Origin of the sequence: Pseudomonas sp. OV546, from assembly GCF_900116845.1 — a bacterium.
Taxonomy (GTDB): domain Bacteria; phylum Pseudomonadota; class Gammaproteobacteria; order Pseudomonadales; family Pseudomonadaceae; genus Aquipseudomonas; species Aquipseudomonas petroselini.
In genome coordinates, this window is record NZ_FPCE01000005.1 from 396,587 (window position 1) to 416,686 (window position 20,100).

Genomic DNA, 20,100 nt, shown 5'->3' on the forward strand with positions numbered 1-20,100 from the left:
TGCCGACTATCGGGAGCGATAAGCGCACCAAGGAGGGATTCGTGTTGTCGCTCGAAAGGATGACAAGGCGCTCTGGCCGGGGTCTGGGCGCACGCATGCGTCGGGTGGATGGCGGGTTATCAGGAGAATGGATGGAGCGCAGCGTGACTGTTGCCGATTCAGCAACAGTCCTTGTCATGAATGGGCATTACTCATTTTGTTACAAGCAGCTATTCTTGCCGGGCTTTCAGGGCAAACCGCTCGCTTCCGCCTCCGGAAGAAAAGCCAGCCTCAAGATGGATTGATGTCTCTATTCAATCTGTTACCCGTGTTAACGGACGTTGATTTGTCGCTCCTTGATCCAACGTCTTACTTCAGCCGCTGCCTTTGCAGCGGCTTTTTTTTTGCCAAAAATAAAACGGGGCGCCATCAGCGCCCCGTAGGATTAAAGCTTTTTCAAGCAATGATCATAGGCTGTACTTCTGCAAATTGGCCATCATTTCCTTCAAGGCCTCGATGTTGTCCTTGGGGTGTGCCGCCCCTTCGAAGTCGCAGATCTGCTGCCAGTGCGCCGCCACATCCTCGGGTGAAAAACCCGCCTCTGGATCAAAGCCTACACCCAGGCTGCGCTCCCAGCGGGTCTTGCCGATCCAGCCGCCGCCCACTTCAAACAGGCCCGAAGTTTCCTGGCACGCCTCACTGCCCAGGTACACCACCAATGGGCTGACCAGCTCCGGCTTGAGGCGCTCGAACACTTGGGGCGGGATCAGGCCTTCGGTCATGCGCGTGCCGCCTGTTGGGGCAATGGCGTTGACCAGGATGTTGTTCTTGCGCCCTTCCAGCGCCAGGGTGCGGGTCAACCCATACAGCCCAAGCTTGGCCATGCCGTAGTTGGACTGACCGAAGTTGCCGTAGATGCCCGAGGTGGACGCGGTGAAGATCACCCGGCCATACCCTTGCTCGCGCAGATGCGGCCAGGCGGCGCGAGTGACTTTGTAGGCGCCTTCGACATGCACCCGGTAAACCAGGTCCCAGTCGCTGTCGTCCATTTTGTGGAAGGTCTTGTCACGCAGAATACCGGCGTTGTTGACCACCACGTCGACACGGCCGAAGGCGTCGAGGGCGTTCTGCACGATCTTGTCACCGTCGGTGACAGAGTCATGGTTGGCTTCGGCGATACCGCCGGCTTCGCGAATCTCAGCCACCACACGGTCGGCGGCCGAAGCATTGGCACCTTCGCCCTGGGTGGAGCCGCCCAGATCGTTGACCAGCACTTTGGCGCCATGCCTGGCGAACAACAGCGCATGGGCCCGGCCCAATCCGCCGCCGGCACCGGTGACGATCACGACCTTATCCTGGAACTGCACTGACTCACTCATACCAAACTCCAATGGCGACAATGGGAATGGGTCGAGTGTCAGGCACGGGGGCCATGGTCACAATAACCACGACTGAGCCTGAATGGTGCTCGATAAGGCAGAGGGATGATCATGTGGGCGCTGGCGTACCTGCGATGCAAGCGCCTCGGTCTTTCAGTTGAACCGCTGCGGCGCTATCGCAGGCAAGCCAGCGCCCACACTGGGCCAGCAATGCGCTCACGAAACGCCAGATAGTGCTTGAGCACCTGCACCGGCGCCTCGATCTGCGGGTAGTGACCGATATTGGCCAGCAGCACCGTATCCGCGTGGGGCACCAATTCGCGGTAACGCTCGACCATATGGGCACCGGAGATCGGGTCGATCTCGCCATCGATCACCCGCAGCGGCACGTCATCCCGTTGCATCGCCTGCACCCAACGCTCACGCAAACGGCGCCGCTGCGGTACGTAGGCGATGAGTTTGTGCAGGATGCGCGTGCCTTCGTGACTATTGATCAGGCTCCAGAAGTCATCCAGGGCGCTCTCACTCGGGCGGGTATTGGGGCCGAAGATCTGGCTGAAGCTGTCCGCCAGGGCATTACGCCCGAAGGCTCGGCCGATCATCCAACCCAGCGGGCTGAGCAAAAGCTTTTGCACCAGCGCGGCGCGATGAGTTTCAGGGAACAACCCACCATTGAGAAACACACAACTGGCCATGTGAAAACGGCCCTCGTAGTGGCGAGCCAGCAACTCCTGGGCGACGCTGTCGCCGTAGTCGTGGGCCAGCACGTGCACCGGTTGCTCGACGCGCAGGTGTTCCAGCAGCGCCTGTTGCAAATCCGCCTGTTCCAACAGGCAATAACCGTGGTCCAGGGGTTTTGCGGAATCGCCAAAGCCGAGCATGTCGCAGGCGATCACCAGGTTGCGCTGGGCCAGCGGTTGCCACAGGTAATGCCAGTCCCAACTGGCGGTGGGGAAACCATGGATCAACAGCAACGGCTCACCCTGCCCTGCCACCCAGTAACGGATGGTGCGGCCATGGAAGTCGAAGGTCTGGCTGCGTTTGCGCCAGACACTGAGCGGGATCTCGGCGAGTGGCATCAGGTTTTATACTCAGGATCGACGCGGTCCAATTTGCGCAGCAACGCCGGCCAGGCCAGCGCGCCCCCCATACCTTGAGCACTCTTGGTGACCGCCGCCGCCATCGCCTTGGCACCGGCAAGTATCTGCGGCCCGATGGCGATCAATTCGGCACCGCCGTTTTGCGCCAGCACCTGGATATCGCAGGCGCGCTGGAAGACAAACATCATCAAAAAGGTGTCAGCGATGGTGTCGCCGCAGGTCAGCAGACCGTGGTTGTGCAGCATCAGGAAATTGTTGTCGCCCAGGTCGGCCTGCAAACGGGCCTTCTCTTCGTGGTTCAGCGCCACCCCTTCGTAGGCGTGATAGGCCAGGCTCGACAAGACGAATATCGACTGCTGGCTGATTGGCAATACGCCCTGTTTCTGCGCCGCCACCGCGACACCGGCAGCGGTGTGGGTGTGCAGCACGCAGGTCACGTCGTGACGCACTTCATGGATGGCGCTGTGGATGGTGTAGCCCGCAGGGTTGATCTCGTAGGGGCTGTCCATCAGCTTGTTGCCGGCCTGATCGACCTTGACCAGGCTCGACGCAGTGATTTCGTGGAACATCAGCCCATAGGGGTTGATCAGGAAATCATCGGTGCCCGGCACCTTGGCCGAGATGTGGGTGAAGATCAGGTCATCCCAGCCATGCATCGCCACCAGGCGATAACAGGCGGCCAGGTCGACGCGGGTTTGCCACTCGGCGGCGCTGACCTGATCTTTGAGACTCAATGACGATAGGACCGGGGCTAAACTCACAATAATGACCTCCTTGGCGCATTTTCTTATTGTTTTTTTGAGTGATGGGCCAGTCTAGTCAGAGGTCGTGGCTGGAGGAGTTGCCTTGGCAGCCAGCTTGATGACCGTGCGGGTCAGCGTTGAGAATAGTTTAAATCCCCACAAGCGGCGTCAGAGAAGTGCCGCCAATAAAGGCGCGGCGCGGGCGATTTTCATGGGCGCCGCCACCGCCAGCCACCGCACTGGATGCCTGGGAATCAAGCGAATTTACGCTAAAGCGCGCAGTGCAGTGACCAGCTCAGCCAGCCAGGGCTCGGCGTCGGTTTCTGGGGTGACGCTTTCGCTGGCATCCAGGCGCAGCATCGGCAGCACTTCACGCACGCCCAGTTCGCCGAACAGCTCGCGCATCTGCTCGCCGCCCCCACAAAAGGTATCGCCATAGCTGGCGTCGCCCAGGCCGATCACCGCACCGGGCAGGCCGCGCCAGGCGGCGGGCAATTGGTCGCGAATGCTCGAATACAGCGGTTGCAGGTTGTCGGGCAGTTCGCCCATGCCGGTGGTAGAGGTCACCGCCAGAAAGGCCTGCGGGGCAAACGCCTGTACATCCGCCAGGCTGGCACGGGGGTTATGCCAGGCTTCGAAGCCGGCCTCTTTGAGGAGGTCGGCAGCGTGACGGGCGACTTCTTCAGCGGTGCCGTAGACCGAGCCGGAAAGGATGGCGACTTTCATCAATCTGATCCTGTAGTTGAGCGAAAGCCTGGGATATTAACAGCTGACACAAATATTTCGGCGCACCACGTGCAACATTCAGAGCATGTCATAAACTGCCAACTCCAATCACAAGCCATGGACCGCTCAATGATTAACGCCAAGCTGATGCAACTGGTCATCAACGCTTCCAACGACGGCATCGTCGTCGCCGAACGCGAAGGCAAGGACAAGCCGCTGATCTATGTCAACCCGGCATTCGAACGCCTGACCGGCTACACCCTGGATGAAATCCTCTACCAGGATTGCCGCTTCCTGCAATCGGGCGACCGCGATCAGCCGGCCCTGATGGCAATTCGGGAAACACTGGAGAGCGGTGGCGCATGCCGGGAAATCCTGCGCAATTACCGCAAGGACGGCAGCCATTTCTGGAACGAACTGTCGCTTTCGACGGTGTATAACGAAGCCGACAAGCAGACGTATTTTGTGGGTGTACAGAAAGACGTCACCTTGCAAGTCAAGGCCCAGCAGCGGGTGGGTCAACTGGAAGCCGAACTGAACCAGGTAAAAGCCGAACTGGCTGCGCTCAAAGCGACGAGCGGATTCAACAAAATTTAGGAGATGTCATCATTAGAGGCGATAATGGCATTTTAATACCTCCTACCATGAGCAAGAGCGATGCAACGCGACGCGCTTCTGACCCAGGATGAGTTGGATTTCATTCAGAATATGCAGCACAACCCGCAGCTCAACCTGCGGGATACTTCGTCGAGCCTGACAGTCAACGGTGGTGCACAGATTCGCGATTTGCTCACCCGACTCGCCGCACACGACCATCTCACTATCCAGGCGCAGTTCGATAACCAGCAACTGACCTTCCCGCTGCACCTGGTGGAAGATGAGTTTCACGCCGTTCACCTTCGCCTGGGGGTGCCGAGTATCTTCGAAGACGGGCCCATGATCCGTCCGTGGCGTCTCGCGCTTGAGGCCCCGGTGGCACTGGAAAACGTCAACGGCATCGCCGGCGCACTGTGGGTGCACGAAGTGTCATTCAAGGGCGTACTGGTGGAAGTTCGTGGTCGGGTAAAGCCGCCGAAGACCTTTTCGCTTTGGTTCAGCCCATCCGGCTACGAGCGCATCGCATTGCGCGGGACACTGGAGCGGGAAACCGCCCGGGGCTTGTTTGCCTACCGCCTGAGCCAAAGTGATGCAGATGAAATCGAGCGCCTGCGCCAATTCATTCTGCATCAGCACCGCATGGTGCACCCGCAGGCGCACGCCTGATTTCAGGTATCCAGGTTACCGCTGAGAAACTGCTGCAAGCGGCGCTGCATCAGGCGCCCTTCACTGCCCAGGCAACCGATCGACGAACCTGCCAGCGCTTTCTGCGCCAGGTCTGACGCAGCACCCGCCAGGAACAGCGGGCAATCCAGGGTCAATGCCAGGCGATTGAGGCGCCCGGGCAGGTCATGGTTATGTGCGTGGTTGGAAAAGATGATCAGTGCCTGGGGGCGAGTCTTTTCACAGACCAGGGTTAATTCATCAAACGGCTGGCCCATGCCCAGCACCTTAACAGCCAGATCATCCCGACAGATCAACAGCGCCGCCACCAGCAGCTCCAATTTGCGGCACTCGCCAGGCATGGCCGTCAGCAATACACGGGGCGTAGGCGACAGGGTCGCGGTTTGCAGGCGCTGGAAGGTATGGATACGCAGGAAGGCGTCGAAGAACAGCCACTCACTGGCTTGGCCGAAACGTCCCTGGTGACGCAACAGCTCGTTCCATAAGGGCATAAGAATGTCCTGGAACGCCACGCTGATGGGGTAGAGCGCAAAAATCTGGCCGTACAGGCTCTCCAGTTGTCGGTCGTCAAAGGCGCTGACGGCGTGTAACAGCCGCGTCCGCCATTGTGGCAATTCACCTTCCTCGATCACATCGTGCCCAGCGCGAACCACGTTGGCCTGCAAATCGTCGCGGGCGAGAATCTTGCCCACCTTGCTCACCGCTACACCTCGCTCGATCCAATCGAGGATGCGATTAACGGTCGCAATATCGGCCTTGGAGTAGAGGCGGTGCCCACTCTCGGTGCGTACGGGCTGGATCAGACCATAACGCCGCTCCCAGGCACGCAGGGTGACCGGATTGATGCCTGTCATTCTCGAGACTTCACGAATCGGAAACAGCTCATCTGAATCGAGGGATTCCAGATGCAAATTGCTATCACTTGGGGCAGTAATCACAGGTATGAGAGACCAAAAGACCAACGAAAATTGGATCCTCATTTAACGCCTTTAGACCTGTCTTTTTCAAGGTCCCTGCTTATTCGACCAATGCCTCTGGTGTATTTCTACAAAACGGGAATAATCCTTGCCTGTTTTTACGTAGCGGCACTACCCCGCCGCTATGTTTGTGCGCCCCCTACCCGGCCCAGCGCACCCGAATACTTGGAGATACACAATGTCTACCTCTCCCGTCACCTTGATGGTTGCGCGTCGCGTGGCCAAGGGTCGCTACGAAGAACTGATGGCCTGGCTGCGCGAAGGCGAGCAATTGGCCACGGACTTTCCCGGCTACTTGGGCTCAGGCGTACTTGCCCCGCCGCCCAACGATGATGAATTCCAGATCATTTTCCGCTTCGCCGATGAAAAAACCCTGCATGCCTGGGAGTTTTCAGCCTCGCGCAGTACGTGGCTGAGCCGTGGCAGTGAACTGTTTGCCGACCCTTCCGAGCACCGCGTACGCGGCATTGATGGTTGGTTCGGCGCGGCGGGTGCACGCCCTCCTCGCTGGAAACAGGCCGTGGCGATCTGGCTGGCGTTTTTCCCGGTGTCGCTGCTGTTCAACTTTGTGCTGGGACCACTGCTCGGCGGGCTTGACCTGGCGCCACGCGTACTGGTCAGCACCCTGGCGCTTACGCCGCTGATGGTTTATTGGTTCATCCCGTTGTCGACCCATCTGTTGGCAAACTGGCTGCATCCTGCCCCGGCACCGCGCAAGGGCACTGAAGCTGCGGCGTGAATACAGGGGCGGCCGGTCGCTGGTATAGTTTCAATCTGCCAGCGATTCGAGCTCCCCATGACCGCAACAAACGCCCCGATCCTGATCACCGGCGCCGGCCAACGTGTCGGCCTGCATTGCGCCCAGCGCCTGTTGGACGAGGGCCACTCGGTTATTTTCAGCTACCGCAATGAGCGCCCCGGCGTACATGCCCTGCGTGAACGCGGCGCGATCGGTGTGTATGCCGACTTCTCCAGCGAGGCCGGGATTCTGGCGTTTATCGCTGAGCTCAAGACCCGGACCGACAGTCTGCGCGCGATCATCCATAACGCCTCGGCCTGGGTCGCGGAAACGCCTGGCGACGAAAGCCGCGCTTTTACCGACATGTTCAGCGTACACATGCTTGCGCCGTACCTGATCAACCTGCATTGTTCGCCTTTGCTGCAACGCTCTTCACCCGCCGATATCGTGCATATCAGCGATGACGTGGTGCGCAAGGGCAGCCGCCGACACATCGCCTATTGCGCCACCAAGGCAGGGCTCGACAGCCTGACGCTGTCGTTTGCCGCGCAGTTTGCGCCGTCGATCAAGGTCAACGGCATCGCGCCGGCCATGGTGATGTTCAACGACGGCGACGACGCAGCCTACCGCGCCACGGTACTGGCCAAGTCGGCACTGGGCATCGAACCCGGGCCCGAGGTGATCTACCAGAGCGTGCGCTACCTGCTGGACAACCCCTATGTCACCGGTACCACCCTGACCGTCAACGGCGGGCGGCATATCAAGTAAGCCGTTTGTGAGGATGTTGTATGACCTTATCCCTGCCCCACCATTACCGCGAGATCCTCAAGGGCTTGGGCGAAGACCCCGAGCGCGAAGGCTTGCTCGACACCCCCAAGCGCGCCGCCAAGGCCATGCAATACCTGTGTCATGGCTATGAGCAGAACCTGGAAGAGATCGTCAACGGCGCGCTGTTTACCTCTGACAATGACGAGATGGTGATCCTCAAGGACATCGAGCTGTACTCGCTGTGCGAGCACCACCTGCTGCCCTTTATCGGCAAGGCCCACGTGGCCTATATTCCGACCGGCAAGGTATTGGGCCTGTCGAAACTGGCGCGCATCGTCGATATGTTTGCACGCCGCCTGCAGATCCAGGAAAACCTCACCCGGCAAATTGCCGACGCTATCCAGGACGTGACCCAGGCAGCCGGTGTGGCGGTGGTAATCGAAGCCAAGCACATGTGCATGATGATGCGCGGCGTGGAAAAACAGAATTCAACCATGAACACCTCGGTGATGCTCGGCGCGTTCCGCGAGTCGAACACCACGCGCATGGAGTTCCTGCAACTGATCGGACGGAGCAAGTAGCAATGCCACAACTTCAACCAGGCATGGCGCGCATCCGGGTCAAGGACCTGTGCCTGCGCACCTTTATCGGCATCAACGAGGACGAGATCCTCAACAAACAGGATGTGCTGATCAACCTGACCATCCTGTATGCCGCCCAGGAAGCCGTGCGCGACAACGATATCGACCACGCGCTGAACTACCGCACCATCACTAAGGCGATCATCGCCCACGTCGAGGGCAACCGTTTTGCCCTGCTGGAGCGCCTGACCCAGGAGCTGCTGGATTTGGTGATGAGCAATGAGTCGGTGCTGTACGCCGAAGTCGAAGTGGACAAGCCCCATGCGCTGCGCTTTGCCGAATCGGTTTCGATTACCCTGGCAGCCAGCCGCCACCCCTGAATTGTCAGTGAGCCCTATGAACGACCAACAACGCCTCGAACTCGAAGCCGCCGCCTTCCGCCGGCTGGTGGCCCACCTGGACAGCCGCAAGGATGTGCAGAACATCGACCTGATGAACCTCTCGGGCTTCTGCCGTAACTGCTTGTCCAAGTGGTACAAGGCCGCGGCCGATGAACGCCAGATCGAGGTCAGCCTCGATGACGCCCGTGAAGTGGTGTACGGCATGCCGTACGCCGAGTGGAAAGCCCAGTACCAGAAAGAAGCCAGTGCCGACCAACAGGCGGCGTTCGCCAAAGGAAAAACCCATGACTGACCTGAACACCCTGCGCGCCAGCCTCAACAGCGGCGAACACGTTTTTGCCGATACCTTGGCGTTTGTTGCCGCAGGTTATGACTACCAGCCCCAAGCCTTTACCAATGGTGATGTAGAAAATGCGGTGGGGCAGAACGAAGGGTCGTGCAAGACCTTGGGCCTGGCACTGCTGGAAGGCTTGAGCGACCAAGAAGCGCTGTTGGCATTTGGTGAGCATTACCATTCGGTGGTGGCGACGCCTGAGGGCAATGACCATGGCAATATCCGCGCGTTGATTGCGCATGGCCTAGCAGGCGTTAAGTTCACTGCACAGCCACTGACCCGAAAATCCTGAATCATACGCGGATCAAAATGTGGGAGGGGCGGTGCGACGATTCGACTTGCCCCCGATAGCGGTGTATCAGCCACGTATTCATTAGCTGACACACTGCAATCGGGGGCAAGCCCCCTCCCACATTTGTTTTGCGGTGTAAGTTAGAACGCAGCGTCCTTCAAACCGTCGAGGTAACGCTCGGCATCCAGTGCCGCCATGCAGCCAGCACCGGCCGAAGTGATGGCCTGACGATACACGTGGTCAGCCACGTCACCGGCGGCGAAGATGCCTTCGATGTTGGTGGCAGTGGCGTTGCCTTCGCGGCCGCCCTGCACCACCAGGTAACCGTCTTTGGCGTCCAGCACGCCTTCGAACAACGAAGTGTTCGGCGTGTGGCCGATGGCGATGAATACGCCGTCGACTTTCAGCTCGTCGAAGCTGCCGTCGTTGTTCTTCAGGCGCGCACCGGTCACACCCATGTTGTCGCCCAGGACTTCATCCAGGGTGGCGTTGAGCTTGAGGATGATCTTGCCTTCAGCGACACGGGCGTGCAGCTTGTCGATCAGGATCTTCTCGGCACGGAAGGTCTCGCGGCGGTGAACCAGGGTCACAGTGCTGGCGATGTTGGCCAGGTACAGTGCCTCTTCCACGGCCGTGTTACCACCACCGACCACGGCGACCGGCTTGTTGCGATAGAAGAAACCGTCGCAGGTCGCACAGGCGGAAACGCCCTTGCCCATGAACGCTTCTTCCGATGGCAGGCCCAGGTAACGGGCGCTGGCGCCGGTGGCGATGATCAGCGCGTCACAGGTGTACACACCGCTGTCGCCGGTCAGGCTGTAAGGCTTCTTGGAGAAGTCGACCTTGTTGATGTGATCAAACACGATCTCGGTTTCAAAGCGCTCGGCGTGCTCTTTCATGCGTTCCATCAGCACCGGGCCGGTCAGGCCGTGGACGTCGCCCGGCCAGTTGTCGACTTCGGTGGTGGTGGTCAATTGACCGCCCGCCTGCATGCCGGTGATCAGCAGCGGCTTGAGGTTGGCCCGGGCAGCGTAGACCGCAGCGCTGTAACCGGCAGGGCCGGAACCGAGAATAATCACTCGCGAATGACGGGTATCAGACATGACTCACTCCTATCGACCGCCCGGACTACAAGGCGGCTGGAATAAAAAAGGGACTACGAAGCACTTGGGGAAGGCTTGAACTCGCAGGCCCTGAAAAATAATGGGTGCAGCGTATCGAGGGGGGCAAGATTAAGGAAATACGGAATAACAATCCAGCTCATAGGTGGTCTCTATGCAGTCGACCAGGTTGATCGACAGGATTCTTGCCTAGATGTTACTTATGATGTCGCCGCTTTCACCCAAGGTTTAAAGCCGGTAAGGTCGGCGCGTTCGTCCCCCTTGCTCGGAGTTCTCCATGCCCGCCCCTGCTCTTTCCGGCCCACAATACCTGCGTGAAGGCCTCAAACTGGTGTTGAGCCCCGGCCTGCGCCTGTTTGTGCTGCTGCCGCTGGCGATCAACCTGGTGCTGTTCGTCGGCTTGATCTATTTCGCCGGCCATCAGTTCAGCCTGTGGGTCGACCACTTGATGCCGACGCTGCCGAGCTGGCTGAGCTTTCTGAATTACCTGCTATGGCCACTGTTTGTGGTGCTGGTAGTGCTGATGGTGTTTTTCACCTTCACCATGCTGGCCAATATTATCGCGGCGCCGTTCAACGGTTTTCTTTCGGAAAAAGTGGAAGTGGTGGTGCGCGGCACCGATGACTTCCCGGCCTTCAGCTGGGGGGAATTGATCGCCATGGTGCCGCGCACGCTGGCACGGGAAATGCGCAAACTGGGCTACTTCCTGCCACGGGCCATCGGCCTGTTTATCCTGTCGTTCATTCCGGTGGTCAACCTGATCGCTGCGCCGCTGTGGCTGCTGTTTGGTGTGTGGATGATGGCGATCCAATACATCGACTACCCGGCCGATAACCATAAGCTGGGCTGGAACGAAATGCTCGCCTGGCTGCGCCAGAAGCGCTGGCAGAGCATGAGCTTCGGCGGCATCGTCTACCTGGTGCTGCTGGTGCCGGTGGTCAACCTGCTGATGATGCCGGCAGCGGTGGCCGGGGCCACGCTGTTCTGGGTGCGCGAACAAGGTGCCGAGGCCATGGCATCGCAGCAAAAAGTGACCCGGTCATAAATCCATCATCTCGATGACACAATGACGACATGGCCCACGGTGACACTGTGGGTCATGACGACAGCCTCGCTTCACATCACCCTCATTACCGAAACCTTCCCGCCAGAGATCAACGGGGTGGCCAATACCCTTGGCCGTCTGTGCGAGGGTTTGCGTTCACGTGGCCACCAAGTCGAACTGGTGCGCCCGCGCCAAGGCGTCGATCAGAGCCGTCCCAGCGATGACGAATTGCTGCTGTGTCGCGGCTGGCCGCTACCGGGTTATCCGGGCCTGCAATGGGGGCAGTCGTCGATGCACAAGTTGCTGCGGCGCTGGACACGCCAGCGCCCGGACGTGCTGTACATCGCCACGGAGGGACCATTGGGCCTATCCGCCTTGCGCGCCGCGCGGCGTCTGGGGATCAGTGTGGTCAGCGGCTTTCACACCAACTTCCAGCAGTACTCGAACCAATACGGCCTGAGCCTGCTGAGCCGGATGGTCACTCACTACCTTCGCTGGTTTCATAATCGTTCGACCCTGACCCTGGTGCCCAGCGCCAGCCAGCGCCTGGAACTGGAACGCCGGCATTTCGAGCGTCTGGGGATGTTGGCGCGCGGGGTAGACAGCCAACTGTTTCATCCCGCCAAGCGCGACAATGCGCTGCGGGAAAGTTGGGGGTTGAACAGTGAGCAAACCGCCGTGCTCTATGTCGGCAGGCTGGCGCAGGAAAAGAACCTGGGACTGCTCAAGCGCTGCTTCGAGACGTTGCAGGACAGCTACCCGCTGCGTCAGATGAGACTGGTCGTCGTCGGCGATGGGCCACAACGCGCGATGATGGAAAAGGAACTGCCGGAGGCGATCTTCTGCGGCACCTTGCGCGGTGAAGAACTGGCGCGGCATTACGCGTCAGGCGATGTGTTTTTATTCCCCAGCCTGACCGAAACCTTCGGCAACGTGGTACTCGAAGCGATGGCGTCGGGATTGGGCGTGGTGGCCTATGACCAGGCCGCAGCGACCCAGCATATACGCCATGGCTACAACGGCGTGCTGGCGATGCCGGGGGACGAGGATGCATTCTGCGATGCCGCCAACTGGCTGCTGGAGGACGCCGAAAGCCTACGCCGCATGCGCCTGAATGCACGCCAGCATGCGAGCCGCCAGGGCTGGCCGGCGATTATCGAGCAGTTCGAGCGCCAACTGCGCGGGGTCTGCAAGGACGGGCACCCGGTGCCCGCCCTGTCGCCGCTTACACCAGGCTCGTCAACGCCTCACGACTGAAGGGCAGGATGTCGCCTTCACGGCCTTCGCGCACCTTCACGGCCCAATCCGGATCCACCAGCAGGGCTCGGCCCACGGCGACCAGGTCGAATTCGTCGTTGTTCAAGCGCTCCAGCAACTTCTCCAGGCTGGCCGGTTGCGCGACCTTGTCGGTGTTGACCATGAACTGCAGGAACTCGCCATCCAGGCCGACGCTGCCCACGGTGATGGTCGGCTTGCCGGTAAGCTGGCGGGTCCAGCCGGCCAGGTTGAGGTCGGAACCGTCGAATTCAGGCTCCCAGAAGCGGCGGGTGGAGCAGTGGAAAATGTCCACACCCGCGTCAGACAGTGGCTTGAGGAACTCACCCAGCGCCTCGGGGGTTTGCACCAGGCGCGCGGTGTAGTCCTGCTGTTTCCACTGGGAGAAACGCAGGATGATCGGGAAGTCCGGGCCAACGGCGGCGCGGGTGGCCTGGATCAGCTCGATGGCAAAACGTGAGCGGTTGGCCAAACTGCCGCCGTATTCGTCGGTACGCTGGTTGCTGCCTTCCCAGAAAAACTGGTCGACCAGATAGCCGTGGGCGCCGTGGATCTCCACGCCGTCCATGCCGATACTCTGGGCATCCTTGGCGGCTTGGGCGAAGGCGTCGATCACCGCCTTGATGTCTTGCTGGGTCATGCCGTGCACGACCACGTTGCCATCTTTGAGTTTTTCCATCGGGCCGTAGGCTGGCACGCTGGCGTCAGGCTCAGTGCCGATACGCCGTACGCTGCCCACGTGCCACAACTGCGGAACGATCTTGCCGCCTTCGGCGTGCACAGCGTCGACCACTTTCTTCCAGCCGGCCAAGGCGGCCTCACCGTAGAAGTGTGGAACATTGGGGTAGCCGTTGGACGCCTGATGGCCGACCACAGTGCCTTCGGTGATGATCAGGCCCACGCCGGCGGCAGCGCGGCGGCGGTAGTACTCGATCACCTTGGAATTGGGCACGCCGCCTGGGGAGAACGAGCGCGTCATGGGGGCCATGACGACGCGGGTCGACAGTTGCAATGCACCGAGCTGGAAGGGTTTGAACAAGGCCTGGACGGGCATGGGAGCACTCCACGAGAGACGGGGTTTATGATGGGGATCATATGGGGAGTGCAACGTACTGGGTAGCACTATTGATCTGGGTGATTAAGGGGTAAAAGTGGGATAGCCCGGTTGCCGCTGACCTGTAGTGAGCGGGCTTGCCCCGCGCTGGGTGGCGAAGCCGCCCCAGTAAAAACGCCGCATTCTGTCTAGAAATGCGGCGTCTGATTTTAGGGCGGCTTCGCCACCCAGCGCGGGGCAAGCCCGCTCACCACAAAAGCCTCCCGGACGTGTTCAGGCCAGGGCTTTCTCAATGGCTTGGACGACCGTGGGGTCATCCGGCGCGGTGCGCGGGGAGAAGCGTGCGAGCACTCGCCCATCCTTGCCCAGCAGGAATTTTTCGAAGTTCCAGGTGATATCCCCAGGAAACTCGGCGCCTTCGCCCGCCAGCAGGCGGTACAGCTGATGACGATCGGGGCCGTTGACCTCAAGCTTGCTGCCCAGCGGGAACGTCACCCCGTAGTTCAGGCTGCAGAACTGCTGGATCTCTTCTTCGGTACCCGGCTCCTGGCCTGCAAATTGATTGCACGGCAGGCCGAGCACGGTAAATCCCTGGGCCTTGTACTGCTGGTAGAGGTTTTCCAGCGCAGCGTATTGCGGGGTCAAACCACATTTGGAGGCTACGTTGACCACCAGCACCACTTGCCCCTTGAAGGGCGCCAGCGGCAGCTCTTGTCCGTCCAAAGCTTTGAGTTTCAGGTCGTGGAAAGCACTCATGACGAACTCCAGATATCCCATGTTCTTCGCATTGCGGCCCTTCGAGATTACAACCCGCAAGCCTGCAATCATAGACGCCGATTGCAAAACTCGCCTGCGGGTTACTGAGCGGTCGGCCAGGGCAAAATCGGAATGGCCGTCACGGCGTTCTGCGGGCTGCCTTCGATCAGGCGGTCGCTGTAGACCAGGTACACCAGCGTATTGCGCTTCTTGTCGAGGAAGCGCACCACTTGCATGGTCTTGAACACCAGCGAGGTGCGCTCCTTGAACACTTCGTCACCGTCCTTGAGCTCGCCCTTGAAGCGGATCGGGCCCACCTGACGGCAGGCAATCGAGGCTTCAGCGCGGTCTTCGGCCAGGCCGAGGCCGCCTTTGACACCGCCGGTCTTGGCGCGGGACAGGTAGCACGTCACGCCGTCAACCTTGGGGTCGTCGAAGGCTTCGACCACAATGCGGTCATTGGGGCCGACAAACTTGAACACCGTGGACACTTGGCCAATTTCTTCGGCCGAGGCCAGCAGCGGCATGGCCAGCAGCAGGCCGAGCAATCCCTTCATGACACGCATTGTGTATTCCTTTGGTTAGACCAGGATCAGGTTATCGCGGTGCACCAGTTCCGGTTCCGCCATGTAGCCTAATAGTCCGACAATCGCGTCGGACGATTGTCCAATAATTTTCTGCGCTTCAAGGGCACTGTAGTTGGCCAGGCCGCGAGCAATCTCACGACCGTCCGGCGCCACGCACACCACCATTTCCCCACGGCGGAAACTGCCCTGCACCAACTTGACGCCGACCGGCAGCAAGCTCTTGTTACCCTGGGACAAGGCCGATACCGCGCCATCGTCCAGCACCAGGGTGCCACGGGTTTGCAGATGACCGGCCAGCCATTGTTTGCGCGCGGCGAGCATGCCGCGTTCCGGCGACAGCAGCGTGCCGATGCGCTCACCGGCCTTGAGACGATCCAGCACGCGCTCCAGGCGCCCACCGACGATGATCGTGTGGGCACCAGAGCGTGCGGCCAGGCGCGCTGCGCGCAGCTTGGTCTGCATGCCACCACGGCCCAAGGCGCCGCCAACGCTGCCGGCCACGGCATCCAGCGCCGGGTCATCGGCGCGCGCTTCGTAAATAAGCTGGGCGTCGGGGTTGTTGCGCGGGTCGGCGTCGAACATGCCGTCGCGGTCGGTGAGGATCACCAGCAGGTCAGCTTCCACCAGGTTGGCAACCAGGGCCGCCAGCGTGTCGTTGTCGCCGAAGCGGATTTCGTCGGTGACCACGGTGTCGTTCTCGTTGATCACCGGGATCACCTTCAGCTCCACCAGCGCGCGCAAGGTGCTGCGGGCATTGAGGTAGCGCTTGCGGTCGGACAGGTCGTCGTGGGTCAGCAGGATCTGCGCCGTGTGGCGGCCGTGCTCAGCAAAGCTGGATTCCCAGGCTTGCACCAGGCCCATCTGGCCGATGGCGGCGGCGGCTTGCAGTTCGTGCATCGCGCTGGGTCGCGCGGTCCAGCCGAGACGGCTCATCCCGGCGGCAACCGCCCCGGACGACACCAGCACCAACTCAACACCGGCCTCATGCAAGGCCACCATCTGCTCGACCCAGACGCTCATGGCTGCGCGATCCAGCCCCTTGCCATCCGCCGTCAGCAACGCACTGCCGATCTTTACGACCCAGCGCTGCGCACCTGTCACTTTGCTCCGCATCATCTTCAACCTTAGATTGAGGGTTGCGCGACCCAGCGCCGCCCATAACGTTAAACCCGGATACTAAAACGCCGCTCTATAAGGAGCGGCGTTCAAGTTTATCGCAACGGATCAGTCACGCACGTAAATGATTTCCGGACCGTCTTCATCATCCACGTCTTCTTCGTCCCAATCATCGTCGCCGATGTCGTGGACCGACTTCACGCCACTGCGGCGCAGGGCACGCTGGTCGTCCAGGGCTTGCAGCTGGGCACGGGCTTCGTCTTCGATCTGCTGGTCAAGCTCGGCGAGTTCGGCCTTGAATACCGGGTCGGCCGCCAGGCGGTCGGCGCGGTCTTCGAGGTAGCGCATGATGTCGCGGGTCAGGCGCTCGGTGCCTTCTTTGGCGATGGCCGAGATCACGTAGACCGGGCCGGTCCATTCCAGGCGATCGACGATTTCCTTGACGCGCTCCTCGTGTTCTTCTTCGAGGATCTGGTCGCACTTGTTCAGCACCAACCAGCGATCACGCTCGGCCAAGGCCGGGCTGAACTTGGTCAGTTCGCTGACGATCACTTCGGCGGCGTCCGGGGCGCTGGTGTCATCCAGCGGCGCCATGTCCACGAGGTGCAGCAGCAAACGGGTGCGCGACAAGTGCTTGAGGAAGCGGATACCCAGGCCGGCGCCGTCGGAGGCACCTTCGATCAGGCCGGGAATGTCGGCGATCACGAAGCTTTTCCAGCGGTCGACGCTGACCACGCCCAGGTTGGGTACCAGGGTGGTGAACGGGTAGTCGGCAACCTTTGGCTTGGCAGCCGAGACCGAGCGAATGAAGGTACTTTTGCCGGCGTTCGGCAGGCCCAGCAGGCCCACGTCGGCGAGCACTTTCATTTCCAGCTTGAGGTCACGCTGCTCGCCCGGCTTGCCTGGCGTGGTCTGGCGCGGTGCACGGTTGGTACTGGACTTGAATCGGGTGTTACCCAAACCGTGCCAGCCGCCCTGCACAACCATCAGTTTCTGGCCGGCCTTGGTCAGGTCGCCAATCACTTCCTGGGTAGCGGAGTCGATGATCGTGGTGCCGACCGGCACGCGCAGTACCAGGTCTTCGCCTTTTTTACCGGTGCAGTCGGTGCTGCCGCCGTTGGAGCCACGCTCGGCATCAAAGTGCCGGGTGTAACGATAGTCGACCAGGGTGTTGAGGTTTTCGTCGGCCATCATGTAGATGGAACCGCCGTCACCGCCATCACCGCCGTTTGGGCCACCGTTTTCGATGAATTTTTCGCGACGGAAACTCATGCAACCGTTACCGCCGTCGCCTGCTTTTACTCGGATGGAAACTTCATCAACGAACTTCATAACAAAACGCCTCTCGCCGCACGGACGAGCTTAAGAAACCAAGACATAAGACTCTTGCAAAAATGAGCGCAGCGACCTCAATCAACGACCGCAAATCCAGCGCTTGAGCCCATTACAAACAGCTTTGCAAGAGACTCACCCCACAAACGAAAAAGCCCCGTCGCAAGACAGGGCTTTTCCAGCGATCTCGCAATTAAGCTGCGACAACGCTCACGTAACGGCGGTTGAAAGCGCCTTTTACTTCAAACTTGATCACGCCTTCGATTTTCGCGAAGAGGGTGTGATCTTTACCCATGCCAACACCGTAACCGGCGTGGAATTGGGTGCCGCGCTGACGCACGATGATGTTGCCCGGAATGATTTTCTGGCCGCCATACATCTTCACGCCAAGGCGTTTGGCTTCTGAGTCGCGACCGTTACGGGTACTACCACCAGCTTTTTTGTGTGCCATGAGTCAATTCTCCTAGTGAGGAATTAGGCTGAAATTAAGCCTGAATACCGGTGATTTTGATCTCGGTGTACCACTGGCGGTGGCCCATACGCTTCATGTGGTGCTTACGACGACGGAACTTGATGATGCGGACTTTATCGTGACGACCTTGGGAGATCACTTCAGCCACAACGGTAGCGCCAGCAACAACTGGAGCGCCGATGTTCACGTCATCGCCATTGGCGACCAACAGAACGCGATCAAAAGTAACGGACTCGCCGGTAGCGACTTCCAGTTTTTCGATCTTCAGGTATTCACCTGGGGCGACTTTGTATTGCTTGCCACCAGTAACAATTACTGCGTACGACATGGTATTTCTCCGATAATCCTGCTCACCCAGCGCTTTATAAGAAGAGGTATTGGCTGGCATGGCTGCATGGGATGGACGTCCCGAATGCAATTGCGTAAGGCAGGTGCTGCCCAGGAAGTTCAGGGTGCGCGATTGTACGCAAGCTATGGGAGGCTTGCAAGTGGCCGTCTATCGCGCCTTGACACCCGGGGGCCTGGGTCCTAGCATGCCGCGCAACCCTTCTGGAGCGACTGTCGCTGATGCAACCCCAAGCTTTCTACCGCGCGGTCGCGGACGATTTTAGCGCCGTCGACGGCATCATCAAGAAGCAGCTGACTTCTAAAGTGCCGCTGGTCTCAAAAATTGGCGACTATATTACGTCGGCGGGCGGTAAGCGCCTGCGTCCTTTATTAGTGTTGCTGTGTGGCAAGGCCCTGGGCCGCGAAGGTGATGACCTGCGCCTGCTGGCGGCCACTATCGAATTCCTGCACACCGCGACCCTGCTGCATGACGACGTGGTCGACATGTCCGGCATGCGCCGTGGCCGCGAGACCGCCAATGCCATGTGGGGCAACGCCCCTAGCGTGCTGGTGGGCGACTTCCTGTACTCGCGCTCATTCGAAATGATGGTTGAACTCGGCTCGATGCCGGTGATGAAGATTCTTTCACAGGCCACGCGCATCATCGCTGAAGGCGAAGTGCTGCAACTGTCAAAGGTCCGCGACGCCAGCACCACTGAAGAAACCTACATGGAAGTGATTCGCGGCAAAACCGCGATGCTCTTCGAAGCCTCCACCCACAGCGCCGCCGCGCTGTGCGGCGCAACGGTCGAACAGGCCGAAGCCCTGCGCACCTTTGGTGATCACTTGGGCGTGGCCTTCCAACTCGTGGACGACCTGCTCGACTACCGTGGCGATGCCGAGACCCTGGGCAAGAACGTCGGTGACGACCTGGCCGAAGGCAAGCCGACCTTGCCGCTGATCTACACCATGCGCGAAGGTACGCCGGAACAGGCTGCCCTGGTGCGCAAGGCGATCCAGAAAGGCGGGATCGAAGACCTGGAGGCCATCCGTGCCGCTGTCGAAGCGTCGGGTTCCCTGGAGTACACCGCGCAACTCGCACGCGATTACGTGGCCCGTGCGATCAAGTGCCTGGAAGCCCTTCCAGCCAGCGAATACCGGGACGCCCTGGTTGAGCTGAGCGAGTTTGCGGTCGCGCGTACGCACTAAAATAATGTGGGAGGGGCAAGCCCCTCCCGCATTTAGTTTGCATTACCTATCCAAGACCACGCCCTGCCTTGGCTCAATTCCCTATATAATGTGCGACTTTTAGCCATCCTGACTTTCAAGGAGCTGTAGTGAGCACGTTGCCACCCTGCCCGAAATGCAATTCCGAATACACCTACGAAGACGGCGCCCAGCTGATCTGCCCGGAATGCGCCCATGAGTGGTCCGCCAGCGGCGAGGCCGACACGGCCAGCGACGAAACCGTGAAGAAAGACTCTGTGGGCAATGTCCTGCAGGACGGCGACACCATCACCGTGATCAAGGACCTCAAGGTCAAGGGCACCTCCCTGGTGGTCAAGGTCGGCACCAAGGTCAAGAACATCCGCCTGTGCGACGGCGACCACGATATCGATTGCAAGATCGACGGTATCGGCCCGATGAAGCTCAAGTCCGAGTTCGTGCGTAAAGTCTGAACCTGTTGCTTCCATCCCGCGCCCGCCGCGGGATGG

26 protein-coding genes are annotated in these 20,100 nt (G+C 60.0%); 13 read left to right on the forward strand and 13 right to left on the reverse strand.

Annotation, left to right across the window (positions count from 1 at the left end):
* The first annotated feature begins 41 nt into the window (after nt 1-41).
* Nucleotides 42-284, forward strand: coding sequence for a hypothetical protein (locus BM403_RS31495; protein ID WP_139237972.1), 243 nt, complete (start codon nt 42-44; stop codon nt 282-284).
* A 162-nt stretch (nt 285-446) separates the two neighbouring features.
* Here the strand turns inward: BM403_RS31495 and BM403_RS14580 are convergent, their stop codons facing one another.
* The 4 genes from BM403_RS14580 to BM403_RS14595 form a co-directional block, all read right to left on the reverse strand.
* Nucleotides 447-1,358 (reverse strand): SDR family oxidoreductase, encoded by a 912-nt coding sequence (locus BM403_RS14580; protein ID WP_015885823.1) that lies wholly within the window; start codon nt 1,356-1,358, stop codon nt 447-449.
* 173 nt (nt 1,359-1,531) lie between these two features.
* Nucleotides 1,532-2,437: an alpha/beta fold hydrolase gene (locus tag BM403_RS14585; RefSeq protein ID WP_015885824.1), complete on the reverse strand. Its 906-nt coding sequence runs from the start codon at nt 2,435-2,437 to the stop codon at nt 1,532-1,534.
* Nucleotides 2,437-3,219: a class II aldolase/adducin family protein gene (locus BM403_RS14590; protein ID WP_015885825.1), complete on the reverse strand. Its 783-nt coding sequence runs from the start codon at nt 3,217-3,219 to the stop codon at nt 2,437-2,439. Before BM403_RS14590 ends, BM403_RS14585 begins: the two co-directional genes overlap by 1 nt.
* A gap of 246 nt (nt 3,220-3,465) precedes the next feature.
* Nucleotides 3,466-3,927, reverse strand: a complete 462-nt coding sequence (locus BM403_RS14595) for a flavodoxin (protein ID WP_015885826.1) — start codon at nt 3,925-3,927, stop codon at nt 3,466-3,468.
* 129 nt (nt 3,928-4,056) lie between these two features.
* On the opposite strand from BM403_RS14595, the gene BM403_RS14600 reads away from it, so the two are divergent.
* Nucleotides 4,057-4,524 carry a PAS domain-containing protein gene (locus tag BM403_RS14600; RefSeq protein WP_015885827.1) on the forward strand — a complete coding sequence of 156 codons (468 nt, stop codon included), beginning with the start codon at nt 4,057-4,059 and terminating at the stop codon, nt 4,522-4,524.
* Between the two features lie 60 nt (nt 4,525-4,584).
* Nucleotides 4,585-5,190, forward strand: coding sequence for a hypothetical protein (locus tag BM403_RS14605; protein WP_015885828.1), 606 nt, complete (start codon nt 4,585-4,587; stop codon nt 5,188-5,190).
* A gap of 2 nt (nt 5,191-5,192) precedes the next feature.
* Here BM403_RS14605 and BM403_RS14610 read toward each other — a convergent pair whose 3' ends face one another.
* Nucleotides 5,193-6,062, reverse strand: coding sequence for a MerR family transcriptional regulator (locus BM403_RS14610; protein WP_371914024.1), 870 nt, complete (start codon nt 6,060-6,062; stop codon nt 5,193-5,195).
* A 301-nt stretch (nt 6,063-6,363) separates the two neighbouring features.
* Between BM403_RS14610 and BM403_RS14615 the strand changes: the two genes are divergently transcribed.
* From BM403_RS14615 to BM403_RS14640, 6 genes are read left to right on the forward strand one after another with little or no spacing between them, the layout of a single operon-like run.
* Complete coding sequence (locus BM403_RS14615) at nt 6,364-6,924, forward strand: putative antibiotic biosynthesis monooxygenase (protein WP_093543370.1); 561 nt, start codon at nt 6,364-6,366, stop codon at nt 6,922-6,924.
* Nucleotides 6,925-6,981: 57 nt separating this feature from the next.
* Nucleotides 6,982-7,692, forward strand: a complete 711-nt coding sequence (gene folM, locus BM403_RS14620) for a dihydromonapterin reductase (RefSeq protein WP_093543372.1) — start codon at nt 6,982-6,984, stop codon at nt 7,690-7,692.
* Between the two features lie 20 nt (nt 7,693-7,712).
* The gene (gene folE, locus BM403_RS14625) at nt 7,713-8,273 is read left to right on the forward strand and encodes a GTP cyclohydrolase I FolE (protein WP_015885832.1); all 561 of its coding nucleotides are present in this window, start codon (nt 7,713-7,715) and stop codon (nt 8,271-8,273) included.
* Nucleotides 8,274-8,275: 2 nt separating this feature from the next.
* Nucleotides 8,276-8,653 carry a dihydroneopterin triphosphate 2'-epimerase gene (gene folX, locus BM403_RS14630; protein ID WP_043205882.1) on the forward strand — a complete coding sequence of 126 codons (378 nt, stop codon included), beginning with the start codon at nt 8,276-8,278 and terminating at the stop codon, nt 8,651-8,653.
* Between the two features lie 16 nt (nt 8,654-8,669).
* A complete protein-coding gene (locus BM403_RS14635; RefSeq protein WP_093543374.1) occupies nt 8,670-8,966 on the forward strand; it encodes a DUF1244 domain-containing protein in 297 nt (98 codons plus the stop codon).
* On the forward strand, nt 8,959-9,300 hold the full coding sequence (locus tag BM403_RS14640; protein WP_093543376.1) for a HopJ type III effector protein: 342 nt from the start codon (nt 8,959-8,961) through the stop codon (nt 9,298-9,300). Before BM403_RS14635 ends, BM403_RS14640 begins: the two co-directional genes overlap by 8 nt.
* A gap of 140 nt (nt 9,301-9,440) precedes the next feature.
* Here BM403_RS14640 and trxB read toward each other — a convergent pair whose 3' ends face one another.
* A complete protein-coding gene (gene trxB / locus BM403_RS14645) occupies nt 9,441-10,403 on the reverse strand; it encodes a thioredoxin-disulfide reductase (RefSeq protein WP_015885836.1) in 963 nt (320 codons plus the stop codon).
* A 295-nt stretch (nt 10,404-10,698) separates the two neighbouring features.
* Between trxB and cysZ the strand changes: the two genes are divergently transcribed.
* Together cysZ and BM403_RS14665 are read left to right on the forward strand one after the other, a co-directional pair.
* Nucleotides 10,699-11,466 (forward strand): sulfate transporter CysZ, encoded by a 768-nt coding sequence (gene cysZ / locus BM403_RS14660; RefSeq protein ID WP_064055188.1) that lies wholly within the window; start codon nt 10,699-10,701, stop codon nt 11,464-11,466.
* A gap of 54 nt (nt 11,467-11,520) precedes the next feature.
* The gene (locus BM403_RS14665; protein ID WP_015885838.1) at nt 11,521-12,723 is read left to right on the forward strand and encodes a glycosyltransferase family 4 protein; all 1,203 of its coding nucleotides are present in this window, start codon (nt 11,521-11,523) and stop codon (nt 12,721-12,723) included.
* On the opposite strand, the gene BM403_RS14670 is transcribed toward BM403_RS14665, so the two are convergent.
* From BM403_RS14670 to rplU, 7 genes are all read right to left on the reverse strand, one after another.
* A complete protein-coding gene (locus BM403_RS14670) occupies nt 12,692-13,795 on the reverse strand; it encodes an NADH:flavin oxidoreductase (protein WP_046035191.1) in 1,104 nt (367 codons plus the stop codon). The genes BM403_RS14665 and BM403_RS14670 overlap by 32 nt on opposite strands.
* 273 nt (nt 13,796-14,068) lie before the next feature.
* The gene (locus BM403_RS14675) at nt 14,069-14,551 is read right to left on the reverse strand and encodes a glutathione peroxidase (RefSeq protein WP_043205883.1); all 483 of its coding nucleotides are present in this window, start codon (nt 14,549-14,551) and stop codon (nt 14,069-14,071) included.
* Nucleotides 14,552-14,652: 101 nt separating this feature from the next.
* Nucleotides 14,653-15,117, reverse strand: a complete 465-nt coding sequence (locus tag BM403_RS14680) for a CreA family protein (RefSeq protein WP_015885841.1) — start codon at nt 15,115-15,117, stop codon at nt 14,653-14,655.
* A gap of 15 nt (nt 15,118-15,132) precedes the next feature.
* Nucleotides 15,133-16,251 (reverse strand): glutamate 5-kinase, encoded by a 1,119-nt coding sequence (proB, locus tag BM403_RS14685; RefSeq protein WP_026013771.1) that lies wholly within the window; start codon nt 16,249-16,251, stop codon nt 15,133-15,135.
* Nucleotides 16,252-16,362: 111 nt separating this feature from the next.
* Nucleotides 16,363-17,586, reverse strand: a complete 1,224-nt coding sequence (cgtA, locus tag BM403_RS14690) for an Obg family GTPase CgtA (protein ID WP_015885843.1) — start codon at nt 17,584-17,586, stop codon at nt 16,363-16,365.
* A gap of 193 nt (nt 17,587-17,779) precedes the next feature.
* Nucleotides 17,780-18,037, reverse strand: a complete 258-nt coding sequence (gene rpmA / locus BM403_RS14695; protein ID WP_003176049.1) for a 50S ribosomal protein L27 — start codon at nt 18,035-18,037, stop codon at nt 17,780-17,782.
* A gap of 34 nt (nt 18,038-18,071) precedes the next feature.
* Nucleotides 18,072-18,386 (reverse strand): 50S ribosomal protein L21, encoded by a 315-nt coding sequence (gene rplU / locus BM403_RS14700; protein ID WP_007950961.1) that lies wholly within the window; start codon nt 18,384-18,386, stop codon nt 18,072-18,074.
* A gap of 239 nt (nt 18,387-18,625) precedes the next feature.
* Between rplU and BM403_RS14705 the strand changes: the two genes are divergently transcribed.
* Nucleotides 18,626-19,594 (forward strand): polyprenyl synthetase family protein, encoded by a 969-nt coding sequence (locus tag BM403_RS14705; protein WP_015885844.1) that lies wholly within the window; start codon nt 18,626-18,628, stop codon nt 19,592-19,594.
* A gap of 128 nt (nt 19,595-19,722) precedes the next feature.
* Nucleotides 19,723-20,064, forward strand: coding sequence for a zinc ribbon domain-containing protein YjdM (locus tag BM403_RS14710; protein WP_015885845.1), 342 nt, complete (start codon nt 19,723-19,725; stop codon nt 20,062-20,064).
* Nucleotides 20,065-20,100: the final 36 nt, after the last annotated feature.

Bases quoted from the DNA above. Each gene is read 5' to 3' on its own strand.
- BM403_RS14580 (WP_015885823.1), bottom strand. From the start codon at position 1,358: ATGAGTGAGTCAGTGCAGTTCCAGGATAAGGTCGTGATCGTCACCGGT.
- BM403_RS14585 (WP_015885824.1), bottom strand. From the start codon at position 2,437: ATGCCACTCGCCGAGATCCCGCTCAGTGTCTGGCGCAAACGCAGCCAG.
- BM403_RS14595 (WP_015885826.1), bottom strand. From the start codon at position 3,927: ATGAAAGTCGCCATCCTTTCCGGCTCGGTCTACGGCACCGCTGAAGAA.
- BM403_RS14600 (WP_015885827.1), top strand. From the start codon at position 4,057: ATGATTAACGCCAAGCTGATGCAACTGGTCATCAACGCTTCCAACGAC.
- BM403_RS14605 (WP_015885828.1), top strand. From the start codon at position 4,585: ATGCAACGCGACGCGCTTCTGACCCAGGATGAGTTGGATTTCATTCAG.
- BM403_RS14610 (WP_371914024.1), bottom strand. From the start codon at position 6,062: ATGACAGGCATCAATCCGGTCACCCTGCGTGCCTGGGAGCGGCGTTAT.
- BM403_RS14615 (WP_093543370.1), top strand. From the start codon at position 6,364: ATGTCTACCTCTCCCGTCACCTTGATGGTTGCGCGTCGCGTGGCCAAG.
- folM (WP_093543372.1), top strand. From the start codon at position 6,982: ATGACCGCAACAAACGCCCCGATCCTGATCACCGGCGCCGGCCAACGT.
- folE (WP_015885832.1), top strand. From the start codon at position 7,713: ATGACCTTATCCCTGCCCCACCATTACCGCGAGATCCTCAAGGGCTTG.
- folX (WP_043205882.1), top strand. From the start codon at position 8,276: ATGCCACAACTTCAACCAGGCATGGCGCGCATCCGGGTCAAGGACCTG.
- BM403_RS14635 (WP_093543374.1), top strand. From the start codon at position 8,670: ATGAACGACCAACAACGCCTCGAACTCGAAGCCGCCGCCTTCCGCCGG.
- BM403_RS14640 (WP_093543376.1), top strand. From the start codon at position 8,959: ATGACTGACCTGAACACCCTGCGCGCCAGCCTCAACAGCGGCGAACAC.
- trxB (WP_015885836.1), bottom strand. From the start codon at position 10,403: ATGTCTGATACCCGTCATTCGCGAGTGATTATTCTCGGTTCCGGCCCT.
- cysZ (WP_064055188.1), top strand. From the start codon at position 10,699: ATGCCCGCCCCTGCTCTTTCCGGCCCACAATACCTGCGTGAAGGCCTC.
- BM403_RS14665 (WP_015885838.1), top strand. From the start codon at position 11,521: ATGACGACAGCCTCGCTTCACATCACCCTCATTACCGAAACCTTCCCG.
- BM403_RS14670 (WP_046035191.1), bottom strand. From the start codon at position 13,795: ATGCCCGTCCAGGCCTTGTTCAAACCCTTCCAGCTCGGTGCATTGCAA.
- BM403_RS14675 (WP_043205883.1), bottom strand. From the start codon at position 14,551: ATGAGTGCTTTCCACGACCTGAAACTCAAAGCTTTGGACGGACAAGAG.
- BM403_RS14680 (WP_015885841.1), bottom strand. From the start codon at position 15,117: ATGCGTGTCATGAAGGGATTGCTCGGCCTGCTGCTGGCCATGCCGCTG.
- proB (WP_026013771.1), bottom strand. From the start codon at position 16,251: ATGCGGAGCAAAGTGACAGGTGCGCAGCGCTGGGTCGTAAAGATCGGC.
- cgtA (WP_015885843.1), bottom strand. From the start codon at position 17,586: ATGAAGTTCGTTGATGAAGTTTCCATCCGAGTAAAAGCAGGCGACGGC.
- rpmA (WP_003176049.1), bottom strand. From the start codon at position 18,037: ATGGCACACAAAAAAGCTGGTGGTAGTACCCGTAACGGTCGCGACTCA.
- rplU (WP_007950961.1), bottom strand. From the start codon at position 18,386: ATGTCGTACGCAGTAATTGTTACTGGTGGCAAGCAATACAAAGTCGCC.
- BM403_RS14705 (WP_015885844.1), top strand. From the start codon at position 18,626: ATGCAACCCCAAGCTTTCTACCGCGCGGTCGCGGACGATTTTAGCGCC.